At 68.3% G+C, this 19,504-nt stretch carries 16 protein-coding genes; 4 read left to right on the top strand and 12 right to left on the bottom strand.

What is annotated here, in order from left to right:
* Window positions 1-70 precede the first annotated feature (70 nt).
* Window positions 71-1,360 carry an isocitrate lyase gene (gene aceA, locus OG203_RS28650; protein WP_405160364.1) on the bottom strand — a complete coding sequence of 430 codons (1,290 nt, stop codon included), beginning with the start codon at window positions 1,358-1,360 and terminating at the stop codon, window positions 71-73.
* Between the two features lie 484 nt (window positions 1,361-1,844).
* On the opposite strand from aceA, the gene OG203_RS28645 reads away from it, so the two are divergent.
* The gene (locus OG203_RS28645) at window positions 1,845-2,978 is read left to right on the top strand and encodes a lipase family protein (protein WP_405160363.1); all 1,134 of its coding nucleotides are present in this window, start codon (window positions 1,845-1,847) and stop codon (window positions 2,976-2,978) included.
* A 48-nt stretch (window positions 2,979-3,026) separates the two neighbouring features.
* Here OG203_RS28645 and OG203_RS28640 read toward each other — a convergent pair whose 3' ends face one another.
* The 6 genes from OG203_RS28640 to OG203_RS28615 all read right to left on the bottom strand — a co-directional run bounded on the left by OG203_RS28640 (window position 3,027) and on the right by OG203_RS28615 (window position 10,209).
* Entirely contained in the window at window positions 3,027-3,227 is a 201-nt protein-coding gene (locus OG203_RS28640) for a hypothetical protein (protein ID WP_405160362.1), read from the bottom strand.
* Between the two features lie 95 nt (window positions 3,228-3,322).
* Complete coding sequence (puuE, locus tag OG203_RS28635; RefSeq protein WP_405160361.1) at window positions 3,323-4,231, bottom strand: allantoinase PuuE; 909 nt, start codon at window positions 4,229-4,231, stop codon at window positions 3,323-3,325.
* Window positions 4,228-5,196: an allantoicase gene (gene alc / locus OG203_RS28630; protein WP_405160360.1), complete on the bottom strand. Its 969-nt coding sequence runs from the start codon at window positions 5,194-5,196 to the stop codon at window positions 4,228-4,230. The genes puuE and alc overlap by 4 nt, the downstream gene beginning before the upstream one ends.
* Complete coding sequence (locus OG203_RS28625) at window positions 5,193-6,383, bottom strand: DUF6986 family protein (RefSeq protein WP_405160359.1); 1,191 nt, start codon at window positions 6,381-6,383, stop codon at window positions 5,193-5,195. The genes alc and OG203_RS28625 overlap by 4 nt, the downstream gene beginning before the upstream one ends.
* A 38-nt stretch (window positions 6,384-6,421) precedes the next feature.
* Window positions 6,422-9,355 (bottom strand): molybdopterin-dependent oxidoreductase, encoded by a 2,934-nt coding sequence (locus tag OG203_RS28620; RefSeq protein WP_405160358.1) that lies wholly within the window; start codon window positions 9,353-9,355, stop codon window positions 6,422-6,424.
* On the bottom strand, window positions 9,352-10,209 hold the full coding sequence (locus OG203_RS28615; protein ID WP_405160357.1) for an FAD binding domain-containing protein: 858 nt from the start codon (window positions 10,207-10,209) through the stop codon (window positions 9,352-9,354). Before OG203_RS28615 ends, OG203_RS28620 begins: the two co-directional genes overlap by 4 nt.
* 639 nt (window positions 10,210-10,848) lie before the next feature.
* On the opposite strand from OG203_RS28615, the gene OG203_RS28610 reads away from it, so the two are divergent.
* Entirely contained in the window at window positions 10,849-11,535 is a 687-nt protein-coding gene (locus OG203_RS28610; protein WP_405160356.1) for a 2OG-Fe dioxygenase family protein, read from the top strand.
* Window positions 11,528-12,760, top strand: coding sequence for a M20 family metallopeptidase (locus tag OG203_RS28605; RefSeq protein ID WP_405160355.1), 1,233 nt, complete (start codon window positions 11,528-11,530; stop codon window positions 12,758-12,760). Before OG203_RS28610 ends, OG203_RS28605 begins: the two co-directional genes overlap by 8 nt.
* A gap of 6 nt (window positions 12,761-12,766) precedes the next feature.
* Here the strand turns inward: OG203_RS28605 and OG203_RS28600 are convergent, their stop codons facing one another.
* A complete protein-coding gene (locus OG203_RS28600; protein ID WP_405160354.1) occupies window positions 12,767-15,652 on the bottom strand; it encodes a tetratricopeptide repeat protein in 2,886 nt (961 codons plus the stop codon).
* Window positions 15,653-15,890: 238 nt separating this feature from the next.
* Between OG203_RS28600 and OG203_RS28595 the strand changes: the two genes are divergently transcribed.
* Window positions 15,891-16,277: a hypothetical protein gene (locus OG203_RS28595; protein WP_405160353.1), complete on the top strand. Its 387-nt coding sequence runs from the start codon at window positions 15,891-15,893 to the stop codon at window positions 16,275-16,277.
* Window positions 16,278-16,326: 49 nt separating this feature from the next.
* On the opposite strand, the gene OG203_RS28590 is transcribed toward OG203_RS28595, so the two are convergent.
* The 4 genes from OG203_RS28590 to uraD are packed head-to-tail and all read right to left on the bottom strand — an operon-like array spanning window position 16,327 to window position 19,406.
* Complete coding sequence (locus OG203_RS28590; RefSeq protein WP_405160352.1) at window positions 16,327-17,688, bottom strand: 8-oxoguanine deaminase; 1,362 nt, start codon at window positions 17,686-17,688, stop codon at window positions 16,327-16,329.
* Window positions 17,676-18,581 (bottom strand): factor-independent urate hydroxylase, encoded by a 906-nt coding sequence (pucL, locus tag OG203_RS28585; protein WP_405160351.1) that lies wholly within the window; start codon window positions 18,579-18,581, stop codon window positions 17,676-17,678. Before pucL ends, OG203_RS28590 begins: the two co-directional genes overlap by 13 nt.
* Before the next feature lie 7 nt (window positions 18,582-18,588).
* On the bottom strand, window positions 18,589-18,906 hold the full coding sequence (uraH, locus tag OG203_RS28580; RefSeq protein WP_405160350.1) for a hydroxyisourate hydrolase: 318 nt from the start codon (window positions 18,904-18,906) through the stop codon (window positions 18,589-18,591).
* Window positions 18,903-19,406 (bottom strand): 2-oxo-4-hydroxy-4-carboxy-5-ureidoimidazoline decarboxylase, encoded by a 504-nt coding sequence (gene uraD / locus OG203_RS28575; protein WP_405160349.1) that lies wholly within the window; start codon window positions 19,404-19,406, stop codon window positions 18,903-18,905. The genes uraH and uraD overlap by 4 nt, the downstream gene beginning before the upstream one ends.
* Window positions 19,407-19,504: the final 98 nt, after the last annotated feature.

Genomic DNA, 19,504 nt, shown 5'->3' with positions numbered 1-19,504 from the left:
GTAAAAACGCGCGCGTGGGTGGTGGATTGTGGTCGACGCGGTGGCCACCTCAATCAACTCCCTGGTCGGCTCAGTGGAACTGGCCCTCTTCGGTGGAGCCCTTCAGCGCCGCGGTGGAGGTGTTCGGGTCAACGGTGGTGGCGATGGTGTCGAAGTAACCGGCACCGACCTCACGCTGGTGCTTGATGGCGGTGAAGCCACGCTCGGTGGCGGCCTTGAACTCGCGCTCCTGCAGGTCGACGAAGGCGGTCATGCCCTCGCGGGCGTAGCCGTAGGCCAGGTCGAACATGCCGTAGTTGAGCGAGTGGAAGCCGGCCAGGGTGATGAACTGGAACTTGAAGCCCATCGCGCCGAGCTCACGCTGGAACTTCGCGATGGTCGCGTCGTCGAGGTGGGCCTTCCAGTTGAAGGAAGGCGAGCAGTTGTAGGCGAGCAGCTGGTCGGGGAACTCGCTGCGGACCGACTCGGCGAACTTGCGCGCGACCTCGAGGTCCGGCACGCCGGTCTCCATCCAGATGAGATCGGCGTAGGGCGCGTAGGCCTTGGCACGCGCGATGCAGGGCTCGATGCCGTTCTTCACACCGAAGAAGCCCTCGGCGGTGCGGGTGCCGTCCAGGAACTCACGGTCGCGCTCGTCCACGTCCGAGGTGATCAGCGTGGCGGCCTCGGCGTCGGTGCGGGCGATGATCACCGACGGCACGTCGGCGACGTCGGAGGCGAGACGCGCGGAGGTCAGCGTGCGGATGTGCTGCTGGGTCGGGATCAGCACCTTGCCACCGAGGTGGCCGCACTTCTTCTCCGAGGCGAGCTGGTCTTCCCAGTGCACGCCGGCGGCGCCGGCCTGGATCATGGCCTTCTGCAGCTCGTAGGCGTTCAGCGCGCCACCGAAGCCGGCCTCGGCGTCGGCGACGATCGGGGCGAGCCAGTTCTTGACGGTGTCGTCGCCTTCGACCTTGGCGATCTCGTCGGCGCGAAGCAGCGCGTTGTTGATGCGACGCACGACGGCCGGGACCGAGTTGGCCGGGTAGAGGCTCTGGTCCGGGTAGGTGTGGCCGGACAGGTTCGCGTCACCGGCGACCTGCCAACCGGACAGGTAGATGGCCTTCAGACCGGCGCGGACCTGCTGGACCGCCTGGTTGCCGGTGAGGGCGCCGAGGGAGTTGATGTAGTCCTCGTTGTTCACGAGATCCCAGAGGATCTCCGAACCGCGGCGAGCAAGAGTGGCCTCTTCGACGACGGTGCCCTGGAGCTTCGACACCTGCTCGGCGGTGTAGTTACGGGTGACGCCCTTCCAGCGGGGGTTGGTGTCCCAGTCCTGCTGGATTTCCGCAGCGGTCTTCGGGGTGCCGGCGTTCGACATCTCTGACTCCACTTCCTCGTTTTAAGTCGATTGCCCCACGGCCGAGCACTGAAACAACTCGAACTGCTGGAGCGGCAATTTGCAGGCTTGCTAGGCCCATGGGGTGTACTTCCACACGATTGCACAATGCGAAATAGCCGTCTACCTGTTGCTAATGTGAATCTAAGCTAGGTTTCGATCCCCGTTTGCTAACTCTGCGAAATTTGCGGGCAAATTGCAAAGATGGAACCTACCGGCTGGTAGCCCTGACGTGCGGTTTTAGCGTAACGCCCGTACTGTTTGAGATCAGCTCGACATCGGCCACCAAGTCGGCCATCCATTCCGGGTTGTGAGGACGTTCACAAGTCCGGGCAGGTGCCGCCCGTGTGGCCTACGCCACCCGCGCGTGGGCGGCGCGCACCGCATCGGGCACACTGGGTCGAAATCCGAACTTGGACATGCGTCCGGCTTGCCACGAGCCCTGCGCACCCGAACAGGAGATCCCATGCGGAAATCGGTCATCGCCGCGGCGTTCACCCTCGCCTGCACCGCCGGCCTGCTGCAGCTGCCCGCCGCGACGGCCGCGCCCGCAGGCACGATCGAATCGGTCGCGCCGCTTGCCCCGGTCGCGACGCCGCCGGGCTCGGTGAATTCGTCCCGCATTCTGTACAGCTCGACCACGGCCAACGACGTGCCGACCACCGCGAGCGCGGCGGTCTACTTCCCGCCGGGTGCGCCGCCGCCGGGCGGCTGGCCGGTCATCGCCTGGGCGCACGGCACCGTCGGCCTCGGCGACGACTGCGCGTACAGCATCGCCGGGCCCGGCGCGGTCGACCGGGACTGGGCCTACCTCGGCACCTGGCTACAGCAGGGTTATGCGATCGTGGCCGCCGATTACGCCGGGCTCGGCACGCCGGGTGAACATCCCTATCTCAATGGCATCGTCGAGGCGCACAATGTCGTCGACGCGGTGCGGGCGGCGACCGAGCAGTATTCGTCACTCGCCAAGAAATGGGTGGTGGTCGGCCAGTCGCAGGGTGGCGGCGCTGCCGTCTATACGGCGCGCTACGCCACCGAATTCGGCGGTCCCGGACTCGACTACCGCGGCGCGGTCGGCACCGGCGTACCGGCCTATATCGAAGACATCCTGACCCCGCTCGGCCCGAACATGCCGCCGATGAAACTCAGTCCGCACACCACGGGTTATCTGCTCTACATCCTCAACGGGCTGCGCACCACGTACCCGGAGCTGAATATCGAGTCGTTCCTCACCGACGCGGGCCGCTCGTGGCTGGCCGAGGCGCGCGAGGCCTGCCTCGTTCCGCTCGGCGACGAGCTCGCCGCGAACGGCGTCGTGGTCGGCAACCTGTTCAGCAAGCCGCTGGCGCAGATCCCCGACCTGCACGGACTGCTCACCCGCTACCTCGGCCTGCCCGAATCCGGCTACGACAAGCCGATATTCATGGGCCAGGGGCTGCGCGACACCGACGTCATCACCCCGGAGACGCTGCGGTTCGCGGCGGTGCTGCAGGCGAACGGGCAGCCGGTCCAGCTGCATACCTACGCCGAGGATCACAGCGGGACGGTCAACGCGTCGCTGCCGGACTCGGTGCCCTTCGTGCGTGGCCTGTTCGGCTGATCCCGCGAGCGTGCGCGGCCGGTCCTCGTGACCGGCCGCGCGTCGCGACTAGCCGGACAGGCTGCTGATGGTGCAGACCAGTTGGCCGATGGGGTGGATGACGCCCGCGCAGTTGTTGGCGATCGAATCCGCCGGTGCCGCAGTGCTCGGCTCGAGCGGCAGCGGAGCGGCGGCCATCGCCGCGCCGCCACCGACCAGGGTTGCGCCGCCGATCAGGGCGGCGACGACGAATCCACGTACTGCGAACATTCAACACTCCTCATGCATCGGGTAGACGGCCGAAGATAACCGGCGAATCCTCGCGTTGCATGCCCCGAATTGTGTTGTCTCCGAACCGGGGTCGATCAGCCCCTCGCCGGATGGACCCTGCGCCAATGTTCGGCGATATCGATGCGGCGGGTGATCCACACCTGGTCGTGGGACTGGACATGGTCCAGGAAACGTTCCAGCGCCGCGATTCTGGCCGGACGGCCGACGATGCGGCAGTGCAGGCCGATCGACAGCATCTTCGGGTTGCCCTCCGTGCCTTCGCGATACAGCACGTCGAAGGCGTCGCGCAGGTGGGCGAAGAACTGCTCGCCGGAGGGGAAACCCGCGGCCGAGGCAAACCGCATGTCGTTGGTGTCCAGGGTGTAGGGCACCACCAGGTGGTCGTGGCCGCGCACGGTGACCCAGTAGGGCAGGTCGTCGGCGTAGGAGTCGGAGTCGTAGACGAAGCCGCCGTGCTCGACCACCAGCTCGCGGGTGTTCGGGGAGTCGCGTCCGGTGTACCAGCCAAGCGGCGCGGCGCCGGTGAGTTCGGTGAGGATGCGCACCGCCTCGGCCATATCCGCGCGCTCGGTGTCGCGGTCGGTCAGCTGGTAGGACTTCCAGCGCAGACCGTGGCTGGCGATCTCGTGACCGAGTTCGCGAAAAGCGGCCACCGCCTCGGGGTTTCGTTGCATGGCGTGCGCGACGGCGAAGATGGTCAGCGGCAGGCCGCGACGTTCGAAGGCGCGAAGGACGCGCCACAGCCCGGCGCGCGAACCGTATTCGTAGAGCGACTCCATGCTCATGTGCCGGTTCGGAAAGGCTTGCGCCGGAGTCATTTCCGAGAGGAAGGTCTCCGAGTGCTCGTCGCCGTCGAGGACGTTGTTCTCGCCACCCTCCTCGTAGTTCAGCACGAATTGCACGGCGATCCGCGCGCCGCCCGGCCACTGCGGGTCGGGCGGCGTCCGGCCGTAGCCGATGAATTCTCGAATGGACTCGCTCATCCGCCGAGTTCTCCGTAGAGGCGCAGCCGGGCGAGGCCGCCGTCGGGGTAGATATCCAAGCGGACCTCCTCGACCGAGGCCGCCATCGGCGCGATCGCGAACTGGTGCCTGGTGTCGGGCAAAAGCTCGGTGCGCGGCAGCAATTCGAGCTCCGTGCCGTCGTTGGTGCGACCGGTGAGCCGGGCCGCGCCCGGGCTGTTACCGAGGAAGTACGAGGTATCGATCTCGGCGAGCCGGATCAGGCCGGGTCCGGCCAGGCGGACGCGGACCCAGTCGTTGCCGTCGTCGCGGCGGCGGGCGGTCTCCCAGCCATCGCCCATCCGGCGGGCCAGCCCGGGATACAGCAGCTGATTCGGTGAGCTGTAGAAGCGATTGGAGCAATCCAGCACCAGCGCACCGTTTTCCAGCGCGGCCAGGTCGAGCGGTCCGAGGCCGAGCAGGCGCGGATCGGGGCTGCCCTCGCCGTGCACCCGAAGCCGAGCTACTCCCCCATCGGGATGCATGGTGAGTTTTACGTGGGTCCACCGCCGTTCGCTCGCGACGGCGAACGGGTTACGGCTGTCACCGGTGACCGGTGCGCGATCGACCAGGGTCTCCCAATCATCGCGTGCGGCAATGCTTTCCGCGGTCGGATAGTCCGTGACCTCCAGCGCGGCCAGCGAGACCGCCGGCGGGTAGTTGCCCTTGAACCAGGCGGTATCGACCACGATGCCGCGGATCACGCCAGGCACGCCGAGCCGAACGATGACGGAGTCGTCGCCGGGGCGGCCGCGATGCCTGCGGGTTTCCCAGCCGTCATAGACCTGGCCCTTGTGCCCGAAGGTCGAGGGCTGATACTCGGCCGGGCCCGGGTTGATCAAATTCTCCTTCTCCGCGAAGAATTCGTCGTCGGCCCAGATCACCGAGCCGCCGAGCGGGCGAACGGCAAGGTCGGGCAGCAGGGTGAACTCTTCGGGGGTCGTCACGACCGCACCTCCTGGGGAATCGGCGAACGCGTAACCAGCGCGCGCAATACGGCCGGTGACAGTTCGGGCGCTCGGGCGGCGAGGTCTTCGGTGGTGCGCGCGCCGCACTCCACGCCGCGTAACACGGTGGCCGCCAAGGCTTCCGCGGTGGCGGGCTCGTCCATGACGCCGCCCGATCGACGGTCGAGATAGGCCTGCAGTCGCGGCACGGCCACGTCGATCGCCTGCCGGAAGAAGTCGTAGGTCGCCAGCCAGCGGGTGATCAGGTGGCCCGGGTGCATATCCCAGCCCTGGTAGTAGCCCCGCTGCAGGGACCGGCTGACCAGTCGGTGGTGATTGCGCAGCGGCCCTTCCGGTTCGGTGTCGGGCACGACCTGTGTGGAGCCGTCGCACACCCATACGCCGGTCTGTGCCGCGGCGACCTGCATGACCGCCTTCGCGTAATCCGCGGCGGGGTGATCGAGGGCCTGGTCCGGCGCGGCGACACCGCACGCGGCGGTGTAGTCGTAGGTGCCGAAATGCAATGCGCTGCAGCGTCCGTCGGCCAGCCCGATCATCCGCGCGATCGGCGCGGTGCCGTCGGCGGCGATGATCGCCTGCGGGCTCTCGATCTGCAGCTCGAAGCGCAGCGTGCCCGCGGCAAGGCCGTAGCCGCCCTCCAGCCCTTCGCACAGCGCGACCAACGGTGGAATCTGCTCCGCCGCACGGATTTTCGGGACGGTGAAGACGAATCCGTCGGGCACGTCGACCATCGCGGCCAACACCAATTCGAGTGTGCGCAGGGTGCGGTTTCGCTCGCCGACCGCAAGACCCTTCGTCCGGATGCCGTAGCTCTGCGGGCGGTACGGCGTGTACGCCCAGGTGGCCAGCACGGCACCCGCCGCGGTCGCCGCCGCGTCCTCTTCGGAGTCGGCGCGGAACCCATAGCCGTCCTCGAAGTCGATGCGCAGGTCCTGAATCGGGTCCTGCGACAACCGCTTGCGCACATCCGGCAGCGAGTCGGTGGAATCCAGCTCGGCGAGCAGGTCGTAGTGGCGATCGAGCAGCTCGATCGCCGCGGCGCCCCAGACCTGCGGCGTGTCCTCGACAATGCGGTCGGCAGGCACATACGCGGTATGAATCGGCTGTGCTCGCCCGTTCGGCCCCGGGTAGCGCGTGCGCAATTCCGCGTCAACGGTATCGAGCATGGCGTCGATCCTCGCCCGGACAGTCTCCGGCAACCGTGTCACCGCTGGTCTCCTTCCTGCATGGCCCGCCAGATTCGGTCGGCGGTCATCGGCAGCCGATCCGGCCGCACCCCGACAGCATCCCGTATCGCGTTCGCCAGCGCTGGGGCGACCGGGTTGTACGGGGATTCACTCATCGACTTGGCGCCGAGCGGGCCGAATTCGTCGGCGGTGTCGGCGAAGTACACCTCGGTGCGCGGCACGTCGGCGAACTGCGGAATGTGATAGTGCCGCAGCGACTGCGTGGTGACGACGCCGAGTTCGCTGCGCATGTCCTCATACAGCGCCGTGCCGATGGCCTGCGCGACACCACCCTCCACCTGCCCTCGGCACTGCACCGGGTTGAGCACGGTCCCGGCGTCGGCGGCCTGGATCGACTGGAGGATACGCAGCGAGCCGGTGTCCAGGTGGACGGCAACGCGGAAGGCGTGCACGTTGAAGCTGACCGATCGCGGGGTGCCCGAGTGTTCGCCGTGCGCGGTCAGGTCGCCGTCGGCCAGCAATTCCGCGACACCGAATACCTGGTCGCCGCAACGGACTCCGTCGGATTCCAGCACACAGTCGCGCTCGGGCAGTCCGGCCAGCTTCGCCGCCCTGGCCAGCAGCAGCCTGCGCAATTCGAGCGCCGCCGCGTAGGTTGCCTTGCCCGCCACCACGATTCCGGTGGAGCCGAACGCGCCCGTGTCGTGCCCGATCAGGTCGGTGTCGGATTGCCGGACCACGATGCGGGCCGCGTCGGTCTCCAGTGCGGTCGCCGCGAGCTGGGCGTGCACGGTGGTGGTGCCGTTGCCGAATTCCGCGGTGCCGACCCGGAGTTCGTAGCGACCGTCGGGCAGCAGGGTGACCGTGGCATCCGCCGCGTGCCCGCGCGGCGGGATGGTCGCGATCATCGCCACCGCCATGCCCGTACCGACCCGCCATTCCGGGCCGGGGGCCGGTATCCCGTTGCCCCGCACCAGCGCCCGTTCGGCCAGGTCGATGCACTGGTCGAGGCCGTAACTGCCGAAGCTCAAGTCGCTCTCGTCCACCTCGGCCCCGACGAACTCGTCGCCGGGCACCACCACATTGCGGCGCCGGAATTCGAACGGGTCGATGCCGAGCTCGCGCGCGAGATCGTCCAGCGCGGACTCGATGCCGAAGATGACCTGCCCGAGTCCGTAGCCGCGGAAGGCGCCGGAGGGAATGTTGTTGGTGTACACCGCTTGCGCGTCGACCCGCTTGTTGGCGCAGCGGTAGACGCCGACCGATTCACCGACACCGTGGAACATCACGCCGACGCTGTGATTGCCGTACGCGCCCGCGTCGGCGAGCACGTCGATCACCAGGGCGGTCAGCACGCCGTCCGCGTCGGCACCGGCGGTCACGGCGACGCGCATCGGATGACGGCAAGTGGCGGAGGCGAATTCGTCGGACCTGGTGAATTCGTACTGCACCGGCCGCCCGGTGCGCAGCACCGCCAACGCGATCAGATCCTCGGCCAGCATCTCCTGCTTGGCGCCGAACCCGCCGCCGACGCGAGTGGCGAACACCCGCACCTGCTCACGTCGCAGCCCGAACACCTGGCACAGCTCGTCGCGCACCAGGAACGGCACCTGGGTGCTGCATCGAATGACCAGTCTGCCGTCCGCGTCGAGCCATCCGATGCCGCCGTGGGTTTCCAGATGCACGTGCTGTCCGCGTGGCGAATGCCACACGCCGCGCACCACTTTCGCCGCCGCGGACAAACCGGACGCCACGTCGCCGATCTCGCCGTGCACCTCGGCGACCAGATTGCGCTCGACATCGAGGATCCGCGCCGAATCCGGCTTCTCCCCATGCAGTTTCGGTGCTTCCGGCGCCAACGCCTCGGCCGGATCGAAGACGGCGGGCAGCACCTCGTACTCGACCCGCAGCGCGCGGCAGCCCGCTCGCGCGGCCGCCGAACTCTCCGCGACCACTGCCGCGACCCGCTGCCCGACGAAACGCATCGTCCGATCGAGCACGTAGGTGTCGTCCGGATCGTCGGCCCGCAATTCGTGCCGCGCTGTCGAAAACGCCACCTCGGGCGCATCCGCGTAGGTGAGCACCGCGTGCACTCCTGGCAGTGCCTCGGCAGCTGTCGTATCGATGGATACGATGCGCGCGTGCGCATGTGGACTCGGTAGCACCGCGATGTGCAGCGGTGCGGTGGGCGGCGAAATCTCCGGCTCCCCAGTCGAACTCGCGGGCATCGGGGCGATCGGATTCGTTCGTTCCGCGCCCGGTCGGACATCGAAGGTGAACGGCTCCATGCCGCGCACGATCCGCGGCCCGGCGGGCGCACCGACGCCGCTGCCTGCTCGTCCGGCGACCACTGAACCCGATCCGCCACTGCCTGAACATGTTCCGGCCGACGCGGCCCCCGCTTGCGCACCGTCCTGAGCGGCGGCGTCGGCACGCCCACCGGCCAGTGCCTCGGCGATCGATCGATAACCCGTGCAGCGGCACAGGTTTCCCTTCATCAGTTCGGCCCACTCAGCGTCGGAATGGTCAGCGGCGGCGCTCGACGCCTCGCCCGGCAGATCCACGCCGTTGGCAGCGTCGCCGCATGGTGCGGCAGCTGTTCCATGCGCGGAGGTACCGCAGCCGAGGCCCGCCGCGGTCACGACCATTCCCGCGGTACAGAACCCGCATTGGAAGGCGGCGTTCTCGACGAATCGGCGCTGCACCGGGTGCGGCTCGTCGGCGGTACCGAGCCCCGCCGCCGTGGTGATCGTGCGATCGGCGGCACGGTAGGCCGGAATGAGGCAGGAGTGCACGGGCATTCCGTCGACCTGCACCGAACATGCGCCGCAATCTCCTGCGTCGCAGCCCTTTTTGACCGACAAAGTGCCTTGCTCGCGGAGCAGGGTGCGCAGGCATTGGCCGGGGCGCGGTTCGGCCTCGACGGGCCTGCCGTCGACTTCGAATCTCATGACAGCGTCCGATCCGGGGCACGTAGCTCGGCGGCCACCTCGCGAGCGAGTACGCCCGAGACGTGCCGACGCCAGTCCGGTGCGCCGTGCGGGTCGTCGAACCACAGCGACGGATCTATCCCGGCGAGCACGGCATCGATCTCGGTATCACTCGGCGCCACAGCGAAATCCAGCACCACGGGCCTCGCGGTGGCGGCGGTAATGGTGACCGCGCACCGGCCGTCCGGCGCACGCCGCCCCATCACCACCGATCCGGAACGGCCGAGTGGCGCGAGTGCGACCTTCCGGAAACTGGTGCGCGCCAACAGGCTCGAGGTCGGCACGGTGATCGAGCGCACCACCTCACCTGGCCGCAACACATTGCGGCCGGCTCCGAGCACGAACTCCCGCAACGGAATCCGACGATCTACGCCGTCGGTCCCCCACACCAGCGCGACACCGTCGAGCGCGGTCAACGCCGCGAGCACCGCACCCGCTGGCAGAGACAAACAGATGTTGCCGCCGATCGTCGCGGTGCGCCAGATCTTGTGTGAGGCAAGCAATGCCCGGCACCCCTGCGCGAACAACCGTGTTCCAGGCCACTCTTCGCGCAGCACCGGCGCACCGAGCTCACGACCGGGCACCGCACCGGCGAATTCGGCCAGCGTGCAGGTGGCCGCGATCTCCAGCCCGTCCGGCACCACGGTGAACGCGGGCCAGCCGAGCGCGGTGATGTCGACCAGCCGTTCCAGCTGGTTCTGCGGCTCGGAGAAGAGGAAGGTCCCGCCCGCGAGCACCGCGCACGAGCCACCGATCGCGCCGAGGTCGGCCCGTTCCCGCGCCACCAGCACCTCTCGGATCGTGTCCAGGTCCACGTCTTCACCTCACTCCACTGCCTGCGCGTGCACGCTCGCAAGCGCCGTAGCGGCCACCCTAGGAGCGGGGAATTGCCGCAATGTTGCACAAGTCCCGCGCCAGATTGCGCGGCCGTTACCTGGCCGGCGTCCGACCGGCCTAGTCCGCTCCCTCGGATCGCCCGCGCGCCCCGCGACACTCGACGTCCGTTCCTGCCGACTCCATACGGTCAGAGGCGGCACCATTCCAGTATCCCGCATGGCCTCTGAACAGGAACAATGCCAATTCAATACCTGCCGGTCTATTTCTGCTTCCGCCACGCAACCCGTCACGAAAGCAGCGCGACAACGGAGCGCGATCGCCCGCGTGGCGCAACACGCCGACCACCCGGTACGCGGCACGGTCTCGACACGAGTTGTCGAGCACGTCACACACTCGACAACCCGGCGTCGGCCGGATTAATGTCCATCGCGGCCCGCTCTGTGTGACATTTCCCACGCATGCGCGGGCCATCCCTTACTGATATGTGCCACCGACGGCCCTGCCGCAGGCGGCCATGTCCTGACGCGGAAGGGCCACCGATAAACGCCAACCAGCGGGCGGCGACTGCCGGCCACGAGTTGCTCGAGCCCCGCTCCGAGGACGAACCGTCCTCCTGGATGATGACGGCGGACGACTTCCCCCTTTCCGACCGCGACCTGCATGTCCTGCGTCGCACCTTCCGGGATCACACCGAACTGGACCGCTGGCTGCCCGGCGGTGAGCAGTACCGGCGCCGGGCCTACCAGTGCTTCGACCTGGCGACGGCGCGCCTGGCCGAGCACGGGCCCGCCGCACTCACCGCCATCGGCCAGCCACCCCCCTACCTGCAGTCCAAGCAGATCAACCCGGTGGCGGGCGATATCGAACGCACCTTCAAGCTGATCGCGCCTGACCACCCGGTGACCGAGCCGACCAGGCACATCGCCACCGCCGTCGCCCGCCTGCTCATGACCAACGGGGTGCTGTCGGCGGACACCACCCCGCACTGCCTGGTCGACGCCCACTACATGCGGCTCATCGCGCCGGGCCACCCCGCACCGGAGGGCAAGCACCGCGACGGCCTCATCGCGGGCTCCGCGCACCTGATCCAGCGGACCAACATCACCGGTGGCATCTCCGCCCTCTACGATCGCTACCATCCGGACCGTGAGCTGCGCAGCTTCGTCCTGGAAAACCCACTCGACTCCTACGTGTTCGACGACGAGCGGGTACTGCACTACACGACCACAATCACGGTGACCGATCCCGCCGAGGGCGCCGGGTTACGCGATGTCCTGCTGATCGGATTCAGAGAGCGTGAATAGTTCCACAACAACCTTCGCCGACCAGTTGCCCCGGCTGCTGCCCGACGACGAGCTGGTGCAGCTGGCTGCCGGGCTCACCGCGATACCCTCGTTCACCGGACAGGAGACGCAGCTCGCCTTTCATGTCCGCAACACCCTTGCCCGCAACGACATTCACGCCTACCACCAAGAGGTACAGCCCGGTCGACTACAGACGATCGCGCGGCTCGGCCCGGAGCGCGGCACCCCGGCGCTGCTGCTGAACGGCCACCTCGACATGGATCCGCTCGGCCTCGATCATCCCGGCGAGCCGTTCACCGCCCGGCACGAGGGCGACCGGCTCTACGGCGCGGGCCTGCACAACATGAAGGGCGGTCTCGCGGCCATCCTCGGCGCGGCGATCGCGGTGCGCCGCAGTGGTATCGCGCTGCATCGGCCGCTACTGCTCGAGTTCGTCGTCGGCGAGCTGCAAGGCGGGGTCGGCACCAGGCACGCGCTGCGCAGCGGCCTCACCGCGGACGCCGCCGTTGTCCCCGAACCGTATTCGGTGCGCCGGGTGATCACCCGTACCGCCGGGGTGCACAAGTTCGCCATCGTCGTGCGCGGCGCCACCGCGCACACCAGCAGGCACCACGAAGGCGTCGACGCGGTCGCGATCCTGCGCCGGGTGCTCGACCTGCTCGACACCGCCGATCTCGGCCTGCACAATCCCGAATTCCCGCCGCTACCAAGGCTTCAGGTGGCGAGCCTGATCGCGGGACGCGGCGAGGAACATGATCTCTCCGGGGTGAGCTACTGCTCGGACAAGGCCACCGCACTCATCGATCTGCGCTATCCACCGCCCTACGAGCCGCACCACGTCAGCAAGGCCATCGACACGCTATTGGACCAGGCTCGCGACGCCTTCCCGCAGGCGCGGATCAGCTTGGAGCATCCCGTCGATCCGCAGTTCCGGGTCGGTGGCACCGATATGCCGCCGATGGACATGCCCGCCGATTGCGCGATCGTCGGCGACATCGCCGAATTGCTGCCGAGGGTCTCCGATTTCCAGGTCGAGGAGACCGGACTCGCGCTGCCCTACTCCTATTGCGGCAACGACACCACCCACCTGAGCCGGGCGGGCATCGAATGCTGTCTGTTCGGACCTCGCGGCGGCACACCCGGCACCGAGCACCACGTGCTGATCAGCGAAATGCGTGCCTGCACAGACACTCTCGCGCTGCTAGCGGCACGTCGCTGCGGGTGAACCCGCTCACCGGCCGCGCGTGCGCAGTTCCGCACGCACCTGGGCCGCGAGCTGCAACCCGATGCCGTCGTAGAGCGCGAGTGCCTGCGTGAGCAGCGCATCGGCCTGCGCCGCGGCGCCCGTCGCCGTCTCGACGCCCGCCAGGCTGCGCAACGCGTCCGCCTGCCCCAGCGGGTCGCAGATTCGCTGCGCCACCGCCATCGACTCGGTGTAATACCTTCGCGCGTCGTCGAATCGGCCGAACTGCCGGTCGATATGGCCTAATCCGCGCAGCGCGTCGACCTGCCCGAGCGGGTCGTTGATCTCGACCGCGATGCCGTAGGCCAGCTGGAACATGCCGAGCGCCTCGGCATGATCGCCGGCCTTGCGCGCGAGATTGCCGAGCCCCCACAGCGTCCAGCCCTCGCCGTAGCGGTCGTGAATGCGACGGGCGATCGCGAGCGCGTCGGCGAAATAGCGGCGCGCCGTACTGTGATCGCCGACCAGCCGTTCGATGTGCCCGAGCCCGCGCAGCGCGTCACCCTCCAGCTTCTGATGATTCAAGCCCCTCGCGATGTCGAGCGCCTCGGCGTACCGGCGCTCGGCGCCCTCGGGATCGCCGAGCCGCCGGATCACCTCCGCGAATCCCCACTGCGCGGTGGCGACCCGCACCGGATCGTCGATGTCCTCCGCGATGGCCAGCGCCTGCGCCGAGCAATTCCAGGCGGCGCGATAGGACGAGGAGGCGCGCTCGACGTGCGCGAGCCCGTCCAGGGCATCGCATTCGGTCGGCCGATCGTCGATATCGCGCGCGATGCCGAGCGCTTCGCTGAAGTAGCGCCGCGCCGCCTGATGGTCGCCGGTGACCCGTGCCGTCTGCCCGAGCTCGCACAGCACGGCCGCGTGGCACTGCCGGTCGCCCAACTCGACGGCCATCTTGCGCGCCACCCGAAAACCGGTGCACGCCTGCTCGTGCTGCCCGATCAGTCGATCGACCCGCCCCTTGCCGACCAGCGCCCAGGCTTGTGCGTGCCGGTCGCCGATCTTCGTGGCGATCTCCAATGCCCTTGCGTACAGGCGCAATGCGAGCGACCAGTGACCGGTTCCGGACAGGTGCGAGGCCAGCCGGGTCGCCAATTCCGCTGCGGCCGCAGTGGGTTCGGCGTCCCGCAGGCAGCCGACCAGCATCTCACGTTCCCTGGTCAACCAGGCCCTTGCCCACGCGGCATCGGCGGATGGATTCGAAAGGTGTTCGCTGCCAGCGGGATCGAACAGCTGGTGTGCGCTGGCGCGACGAGCCACGGCAAGGCTGTCGTCGATGAGGCGGTCGATCACCGCCGCGTACTCCACCGGTGAGTCCTCCCGCTCGGCGTGCAGGCGCGCACACAACCGGGTCAGGTCGTGCATCCGATAGCGCGGTCCACCGGGCCCGCCCGGTGACGGATCGAGAAAGCCTGCCTCGAACAGCCTGCGCACCAACGTCTTTCCGTCGCGTAGCGGCACCGAGGCCATGGTCGCCATCGCCTCGGCGGTGATCTCCGGCCCAGGAAACCAGCCGAGCAGCCGAACGGCGCGCTGCTGCCCGGCATCCGGCAATCGCTGATACGACATCTCGAACGCGGCCCGCAGCGATTCGTCCTCGGCCGCGAACCGATCGAGCAGGTGTTCGGCCGCCGAACCGTTCGTTTGGTCCGCGGGCGCGCGCCTGATCTGTTCGGTCAGCTGCGCGATATCGGCCGCGCTGTCGGCGAGCATCGCCTCGCCGTGATGCGCGATCTGACCGCCGATCAGCCTGATGGCCAAGGGCAGCCGCCCGGCGGTCTGCAGGATCTGGCGCACCGCGTTCCGGTCGTAGCCGGGCCGCAGATTGCCGAGCTTGACGAGCAGTTCCTCGGCCTCGGCCCACTCCATCACGTCCAGCCGCAGCGGCGACGCTTCGGCCAGCCCGGTGAGCTTGCTCCGGCTGGTGATCAGCACGAAGCAGCCCGGCGCTTGCGGCAGTAGGTGTTTCACCTGGGCGCTGTCGAGCGCGTTGTCGAACACGATCAGCATCCGGCGCTGGCGGGTCGCGGTGCGCCAGCGGTCGGCCCGCCCGGCCAGGTCGGTGTCGATCGTCTCGCGGGCCACCCCGATCTGCAGCAGTAGTTGCTCGAGCACCTCGACCGGTTCGCGCGGCTCGCGTCCGAGTGTGTAGCCGTGCAGGTCGATCCAGAGGGTGCCGTCGGGATAGTGCTTGCCGAACACCGCGACCGCGTACCTGGCCAGCGCGGTCTTGCCGATACCGGTCAGCCCGACGATGACGTGCACGGCCACCGTCGCGCTGTCCAGATGCGCGGTAACCCGTTCGCGCAGTTGCGCTTTCGGGCCTTCGCGGCCGGTGAAGTGCGGCACCTCCGCAGGGAGGTCGCGACCGGCCCGCACGGGCTGGCGGCCGAGAGATCGCCTTGCCACCGCCTCGTGATATTCCATCCGCTCGGTGTGCGGCATGTACGCCAGATCCGCGACGTCGACCAGCTGGTCCCAGGCCGTACCGTAAATGGCGGCAAGGTTTTTCAGCACCCGAATGGTCGGCCTGGCACCGCTTGGCCGAGCGTGCTCGTCGTCGGGGTCCGCGCCGTCCCTGGCGAAGGGCCACGCCTCGTATTCGGAGATCCGGCTTGCCTTCATCACCGCCCGCGCGCTGTCGGTCACCTCGTTGTAGCGTTGCGCGACCGCGGCCTGGGTCAGTCCGTTGGCGTAGCGCCAGGCCGCTCGCGGCCGGTAGCCGCGCTGGCGCAGTTCCGCCGCCAGCGGCTCGAGCAGCTGCAACTCGGTTAAACCCAAGTCGGCCAGCCGATCACGCAGCCGCCGCCGTTGCTCAGCGGTGAGATTGCCGCCCGGACGCCAGCGCTCGGTTCGGCCGGATCGCTCCATCCCGCCACCCTCCCGCGCGCGATATGCCCGGCACGGATGCGTGCCCGAGCCGGAGAATCGAGGCGCTGATTGTGATTAATTCCTTGGTATCAGTAGCGTTTTCCCAGGTCAAGTAATTGGGCCGACCCGATAAAACGCCGCGTCCGCTGGGATCGCGCCGCGCCGAACAGAACTGACACCATGAAAGGTGTCACCTGAACAATGTGACAAGTCGCGGCGGACGAAAGGGGGTCGCGCGATGGCGATTACGGCCACCGACTGGCTGATCACAAGTGACGTTGCGCACGAGGCCGCGTTCCGGGTCGATCTGCCCGAGAACGACCGGGGCAAGTGGGTGCTGTCCTACCTGCCGACCAACCGGCGACTCACCAGGGATCAGGCGATGACCGGCATGGTGCTCGCCGAGATGATCGTGCTCGACTACCTGCACCCGGTCGGGCTCGATCAGGAGGTCGCGCACCTGCACGCGACGGAACTCGGCCTCACCCTGCACGATGTGATGAGCCTGCTCGCCATGCGAGCGCCCGCCGAATCGGCCGAGCCTGACACGCCGGGCGAACCGGCCGACGATCGACTGAGATCCGCGTCCGCGCTGGTACACGGCGCGACGTTGTTCGCCGCTTAGGGCTGATCACAGTGGCCGAGAGCGCTTTTCGATCAGCCCCGCCGTTGCCTCACCCCGCCTTGGCCACCAAAGCCGTTTGTGCCCTGGCCACCTGCGTTCCGACCGTCTCCTCGTCGACGGTGCGCAGCCGACCGTCGCGAACGACCGCACGCCCGTTCACGATCAGCGCCGCGAGGGGTGGCGCCGAGCCGAGTACGAGCGCGGTCACCGGATCGTCGATGCCAGCGTGCGCCGGGGTGTCCAGGCGCCACAGCGCCAGGTCGGCGAGCTTGCCAGGCTCGATCGAGCCGATCTCGGCGGCGCGACCGAGTACTCGCGCGCCGCCGATCGTGGCCAGCGCCAACGACGTTCGCACGGTCATCGCGCGTGGACCGCCTTTGTTGCGCGCGAAGAACAGCGCGTTGCGTGGTTCCTCGATCATCGAGCTCGACTCGTTGCTCGCCGCGCCGTCCACCCCGAGACCGACCGGCACCCCGGCGCGCACCAGGTCGGCGGTGCGGGCGATACCCGCGCCGATGCGCGCGTTCGAAGTGGGGCAATGTGCCACTCCGGTACCGGTTTTCGCCATCGTCTCGATCGCTGAGTCGTCCAGGTGGATCGCGTGCGCCCACCAGACGTCGGGGCCGACCCAGCCGAGCCGCTCCATGTACTGCGCCGGGGTGCAGCCGAATGTTTCTGCGCAATAGTCTTGTTCATCGATCGTCTCGGCGACATGGGTGTGCAGCCGCACCCCCGACTCACGCGCCAACACGGCCGATTCCCGCAGCAGTTCGGGCGTCACCGAGAACGGCGAGCACGGGGCGAGCGCGATGCGCAGCATCGAGTCGAACGACGAATCATGGTGGCGGGCAATGGCCGCCGCGCTATCGGCCAGGATGTCGTCCAGCGTCTGCACCACATGATCGGGTGGCAGGCCGCCCGAGCTCGCGCCAAGATCCATCGACCCTCGACACGGGTGAAAACGCAATCCCACCTCGGCGGCCGCGGCGATCTCGGCGCCGAGCAGGTCGCCGCCCTCGCGCGGGAACACGTAGTGATGATCCGTCGTGGTGGTGCAGCCGGTACGGGCCAGCGCGGCGAGACCGCCGGTCGCCGCGATCCGCACCGCTTCCTCGTCGATGCCTGCCCAGATCGGATAGAGCGTGGTGAGCCACTCGAACAGCGTGTTGTCCGCGGCGAGACCCCGGGTGATCCACTGGTAGAGGTGGTGGTGGGTGTTCACCAGGCCCGGTGTCAGCAGACAGCCGCTGCCGTCGATGCGCTCGACCTCGCCGTCGAGGGCGGGTGCGTCGCCCTCGCCGACGGACTCGATCCGGTTGCCGCGCAACACCACATGGCCGCTGCGGTACTCGGTGCCGACCGCGTCGACGGTCGCGACAGCGCAGCCATCGATGACCGTCACTGAGTCCATGCGGGCCCTGCCTCCGGTGCGTCGGCCCGCTGCACGGTCGCGTGGATCAGGCCGTACGGGCGGTCGGCGGCGTGGTATACCTCGCCGTTGTTCTCGATACCGAAACGGCCGAGGTCGTAGTCGAAGTGGTGCTTGTTCGGCGCGGCAAGCCGGATCTCGGCGAGCACCGGGTACGCCTCGAGCGCGGCCTTGCCCATCTCGAACAGCGTCTGCTGCAACGCCTTCGAATGCTGCGTCGCGAATGTCTCGACCAGTCGCGCCCGGATACCGGCGTACACCTCGTCCCAGGCGACGCCGGTGGTGGCCGCGAAACGCCATGCCACGACAAGCGAAGTCGCCAGCATCCGGTCGTCCGTCGGGGCGAGCACGGTGAATTCGTCGCTGAGGAAGTCGGCGAATTCCGAGCCGGTGGACTTGAGAATGGTCAGGTCCTTCACCCCGCCGATCACCCAGGCCTGCCGGTCGGCGCCCTTGCCTGCCACGGTGACCGCCGCGGTGCGCACCTCGGGGCCCTGCCGGACCCAGGTGTAGTCGTGTTCGTGGCCGCCGACCGAAACCCGCTGCCAGGCATACTCATCGACCTCGACCCGCGCGCTGGTCACCGGCTCGACATCATCGACGAAATGACCCGCCAGCGCCAGCGCGTAGTCCTCGATCGTTTGTAGCCCAGGCTGTTTCGCGTAGGCGTACGCCGTCTGCTTCTGGGTGTCGGTGGGTAGCACCTTGCGCTGATCACCGGCGACGTAGGCATCGGCGAAATCGCCACGCAGCACGGTGGATACGTTCACGTCGCGGATCTCGTGGCGCGCATGCTGCCGCCAGATCCGGACGATCCGGTTCTCGGCCTTGCCGTAACGGTTGTCGGACAGCACGATCGGCCCGGTCAGTTCCATGCTCGGCTCAGCTCCCTCGATAGGTGGAAAAGGCAAACGGCGACAGCAACAACGGGACGTGGTAGTGCCGCTCCTCGGTGACGGCGAACGCCACGGAGACTTCGGGATAGAACGTGTCGACCTGTTGTCCAGCGAAGTAGGCGCCGGTGGCGAACACCAGGCGATAGGTGCCGGCCGCGAGCGCGCCGCCCAGCGCGCCGATCCGGCCGTCCGCGTCGGTCGTTCCCGAATCCAACTGTTCGGCACCGCGATACAACGTCACCGCGACGTCCCGCGCAGGCGCGCCGCGCACCGCGTCGAGCACGTGCGTGCTCAAGGTGCTCATCGCGGGTCCGCCAGCAGTGCGGTCAACCGGATTCGATTGATCTTCGCCAGTTCCGTTCGCATGACCCGCCTTTCGGTCTCGGCATCGTTGCCGAGTCGGTCCTCGAGGATCGCGAGCAACTCGCTGCCCGATCTGCCGCTCGCACAAACCAGATAGATGTGCCCGAACCGCGCCTCGTAGGCCCGGTTTCCGTCCGCGAGCGCCGACCGTACCGCGTCCTCGGCGGTGGCGACCCCGGCTTGCTCGCGCGCCGAGGCCGCCGTGTCCGGTCGCTCGCCGATCCGGGGATGCCCGGCCAGCGCAAGATCAATCTCGGACTCCGATAGCTCGGCCAGCGCGGCAGCGGCGGCATCGAGCAGAGCGTCGACGCTGGCATACGGACGTCCCGCAACCAGTACCCGCGCCCATTCGGGTGAGGAGCAACACCCAAGCAATGCCTCGATCGCCGCGCTGTCGGGCAGCGCGTCGAACCCGGCGAGGCCGGCCCCGTCGTCTGTCATCGGAACAGCATCGAATACGACCCGCCCGGACGCCACCCGAAAGAGATAGATCACCCCCGGCGTGTCGCCGCGACGAAAGAGGCCGGGCGGGTCCACGA

Origin of the sequence: Nocardia sp. NBC_01499 (assembly GCF_045040275.1) — a bacterium.
In the GTDB taxonomy this organism is placed as follows: domain Bacteria; phylum Actinomycetota; class Actinomycetes; order Mycobacteriales; family Mycobacteriaceae; genus Nocardia.
This window is presented reverse-complemented; position numbering and strand designations above follow the sequence as displayed.

Excerpts from the sequence above, each read along its gene's own strand:
- aceA (WP_405160364.1), bottom strand. The coding sequence starts at position 1,360 with ATGTCGAACGCCGGCACCCCGAAGACCGCTGCGGAAATCCAGCAGGAC.
- OG203_RS28645 (WP_405160363.1), top strand. The coding sequence starts at position 1,845 with ATGCGGAAATCGGTCATCGCCGCGGCGTTCACCCTCGCCTGCACCGCC.
- OG203_RS28640 (WP_405160362.1), bottom strand. The coding sequence starts at position 3,227 with ATGTTCGCAGTACGTGGATTCGTCGTCGCCGCCCTGATCGGCGGCGCA.
- puuE (WP_405160361.1), bottom strand. The coding sequence starts at position 4,231 with ATGAGCGAGTCCATTCGAGAATTCATCGGCTACGGCCGGACGCCGCCC.
- OG203_RS28625 (WP_405160359.1), bottom strand. The coding sequence starts at position 6,383 with ATGCTCGATACCGTTGACGCGGAATTGCGCACGCGCTACCCGGGGCCG.
- OG203_RS28620 (WP_405160358.1), bottom strand. The coding sequence starts at position 9,355 with ATGAGATTCGAAGTCGACGGCAGGCCCGTCGAGGCCGAACCGCGCCCC.
- OG203_RS28610 (WP_405160356.1), top strand. The coding sequence starts at position 10,849 with ATGATGACGGCGGACGACTTCCCCCTTTCCGACCGCGACCTGCATGTC.
- OG203_RS28600 (WP_405160354.1), bottom strand. The coding sequence starts at position 15,652 with ATGGAGCGATCCGGCCGAACCGAGCGCTGGCGTCCGGGCGGCAATCTC.
- OG203_RS28595 (WP_405160353.1), top strand. The coding sequence starts at position 15,891 with ATGGCGATTACGGCCACCGACTGGCTGATCACAAGTGACGTTGCGCAC.
- OG203_RS28590 (WP_405160352.1), bottom strand. The coding sequence starts at position 17,688 with ATGGACTCAGTGACGGTCATCGATGGCTGCGCTGTCGCGACCGTCGAC.
- pucL (WP_405160351.1), bottom strand. The coding sequence starts at position 18,581 with ATGGAACTGACCGGGCCGATCGTGCTGTCCGACAACCGTTACGGCAAG.
- uraH (WP_405160350.1), bottom strand. The coding sequence starts at position 18,906 with ATGAGCACCTTGAGCACGCACGTGCTCGACGCGGTGCGCGGCGCGCCT.
- uraD (WP_405160349.1), bottom strand. The coding sequence starts at position 19,406 with ATGACAGACGACGGGGCCGGCCTCGCCGGGTTCGACGCGCTGCCCGAC.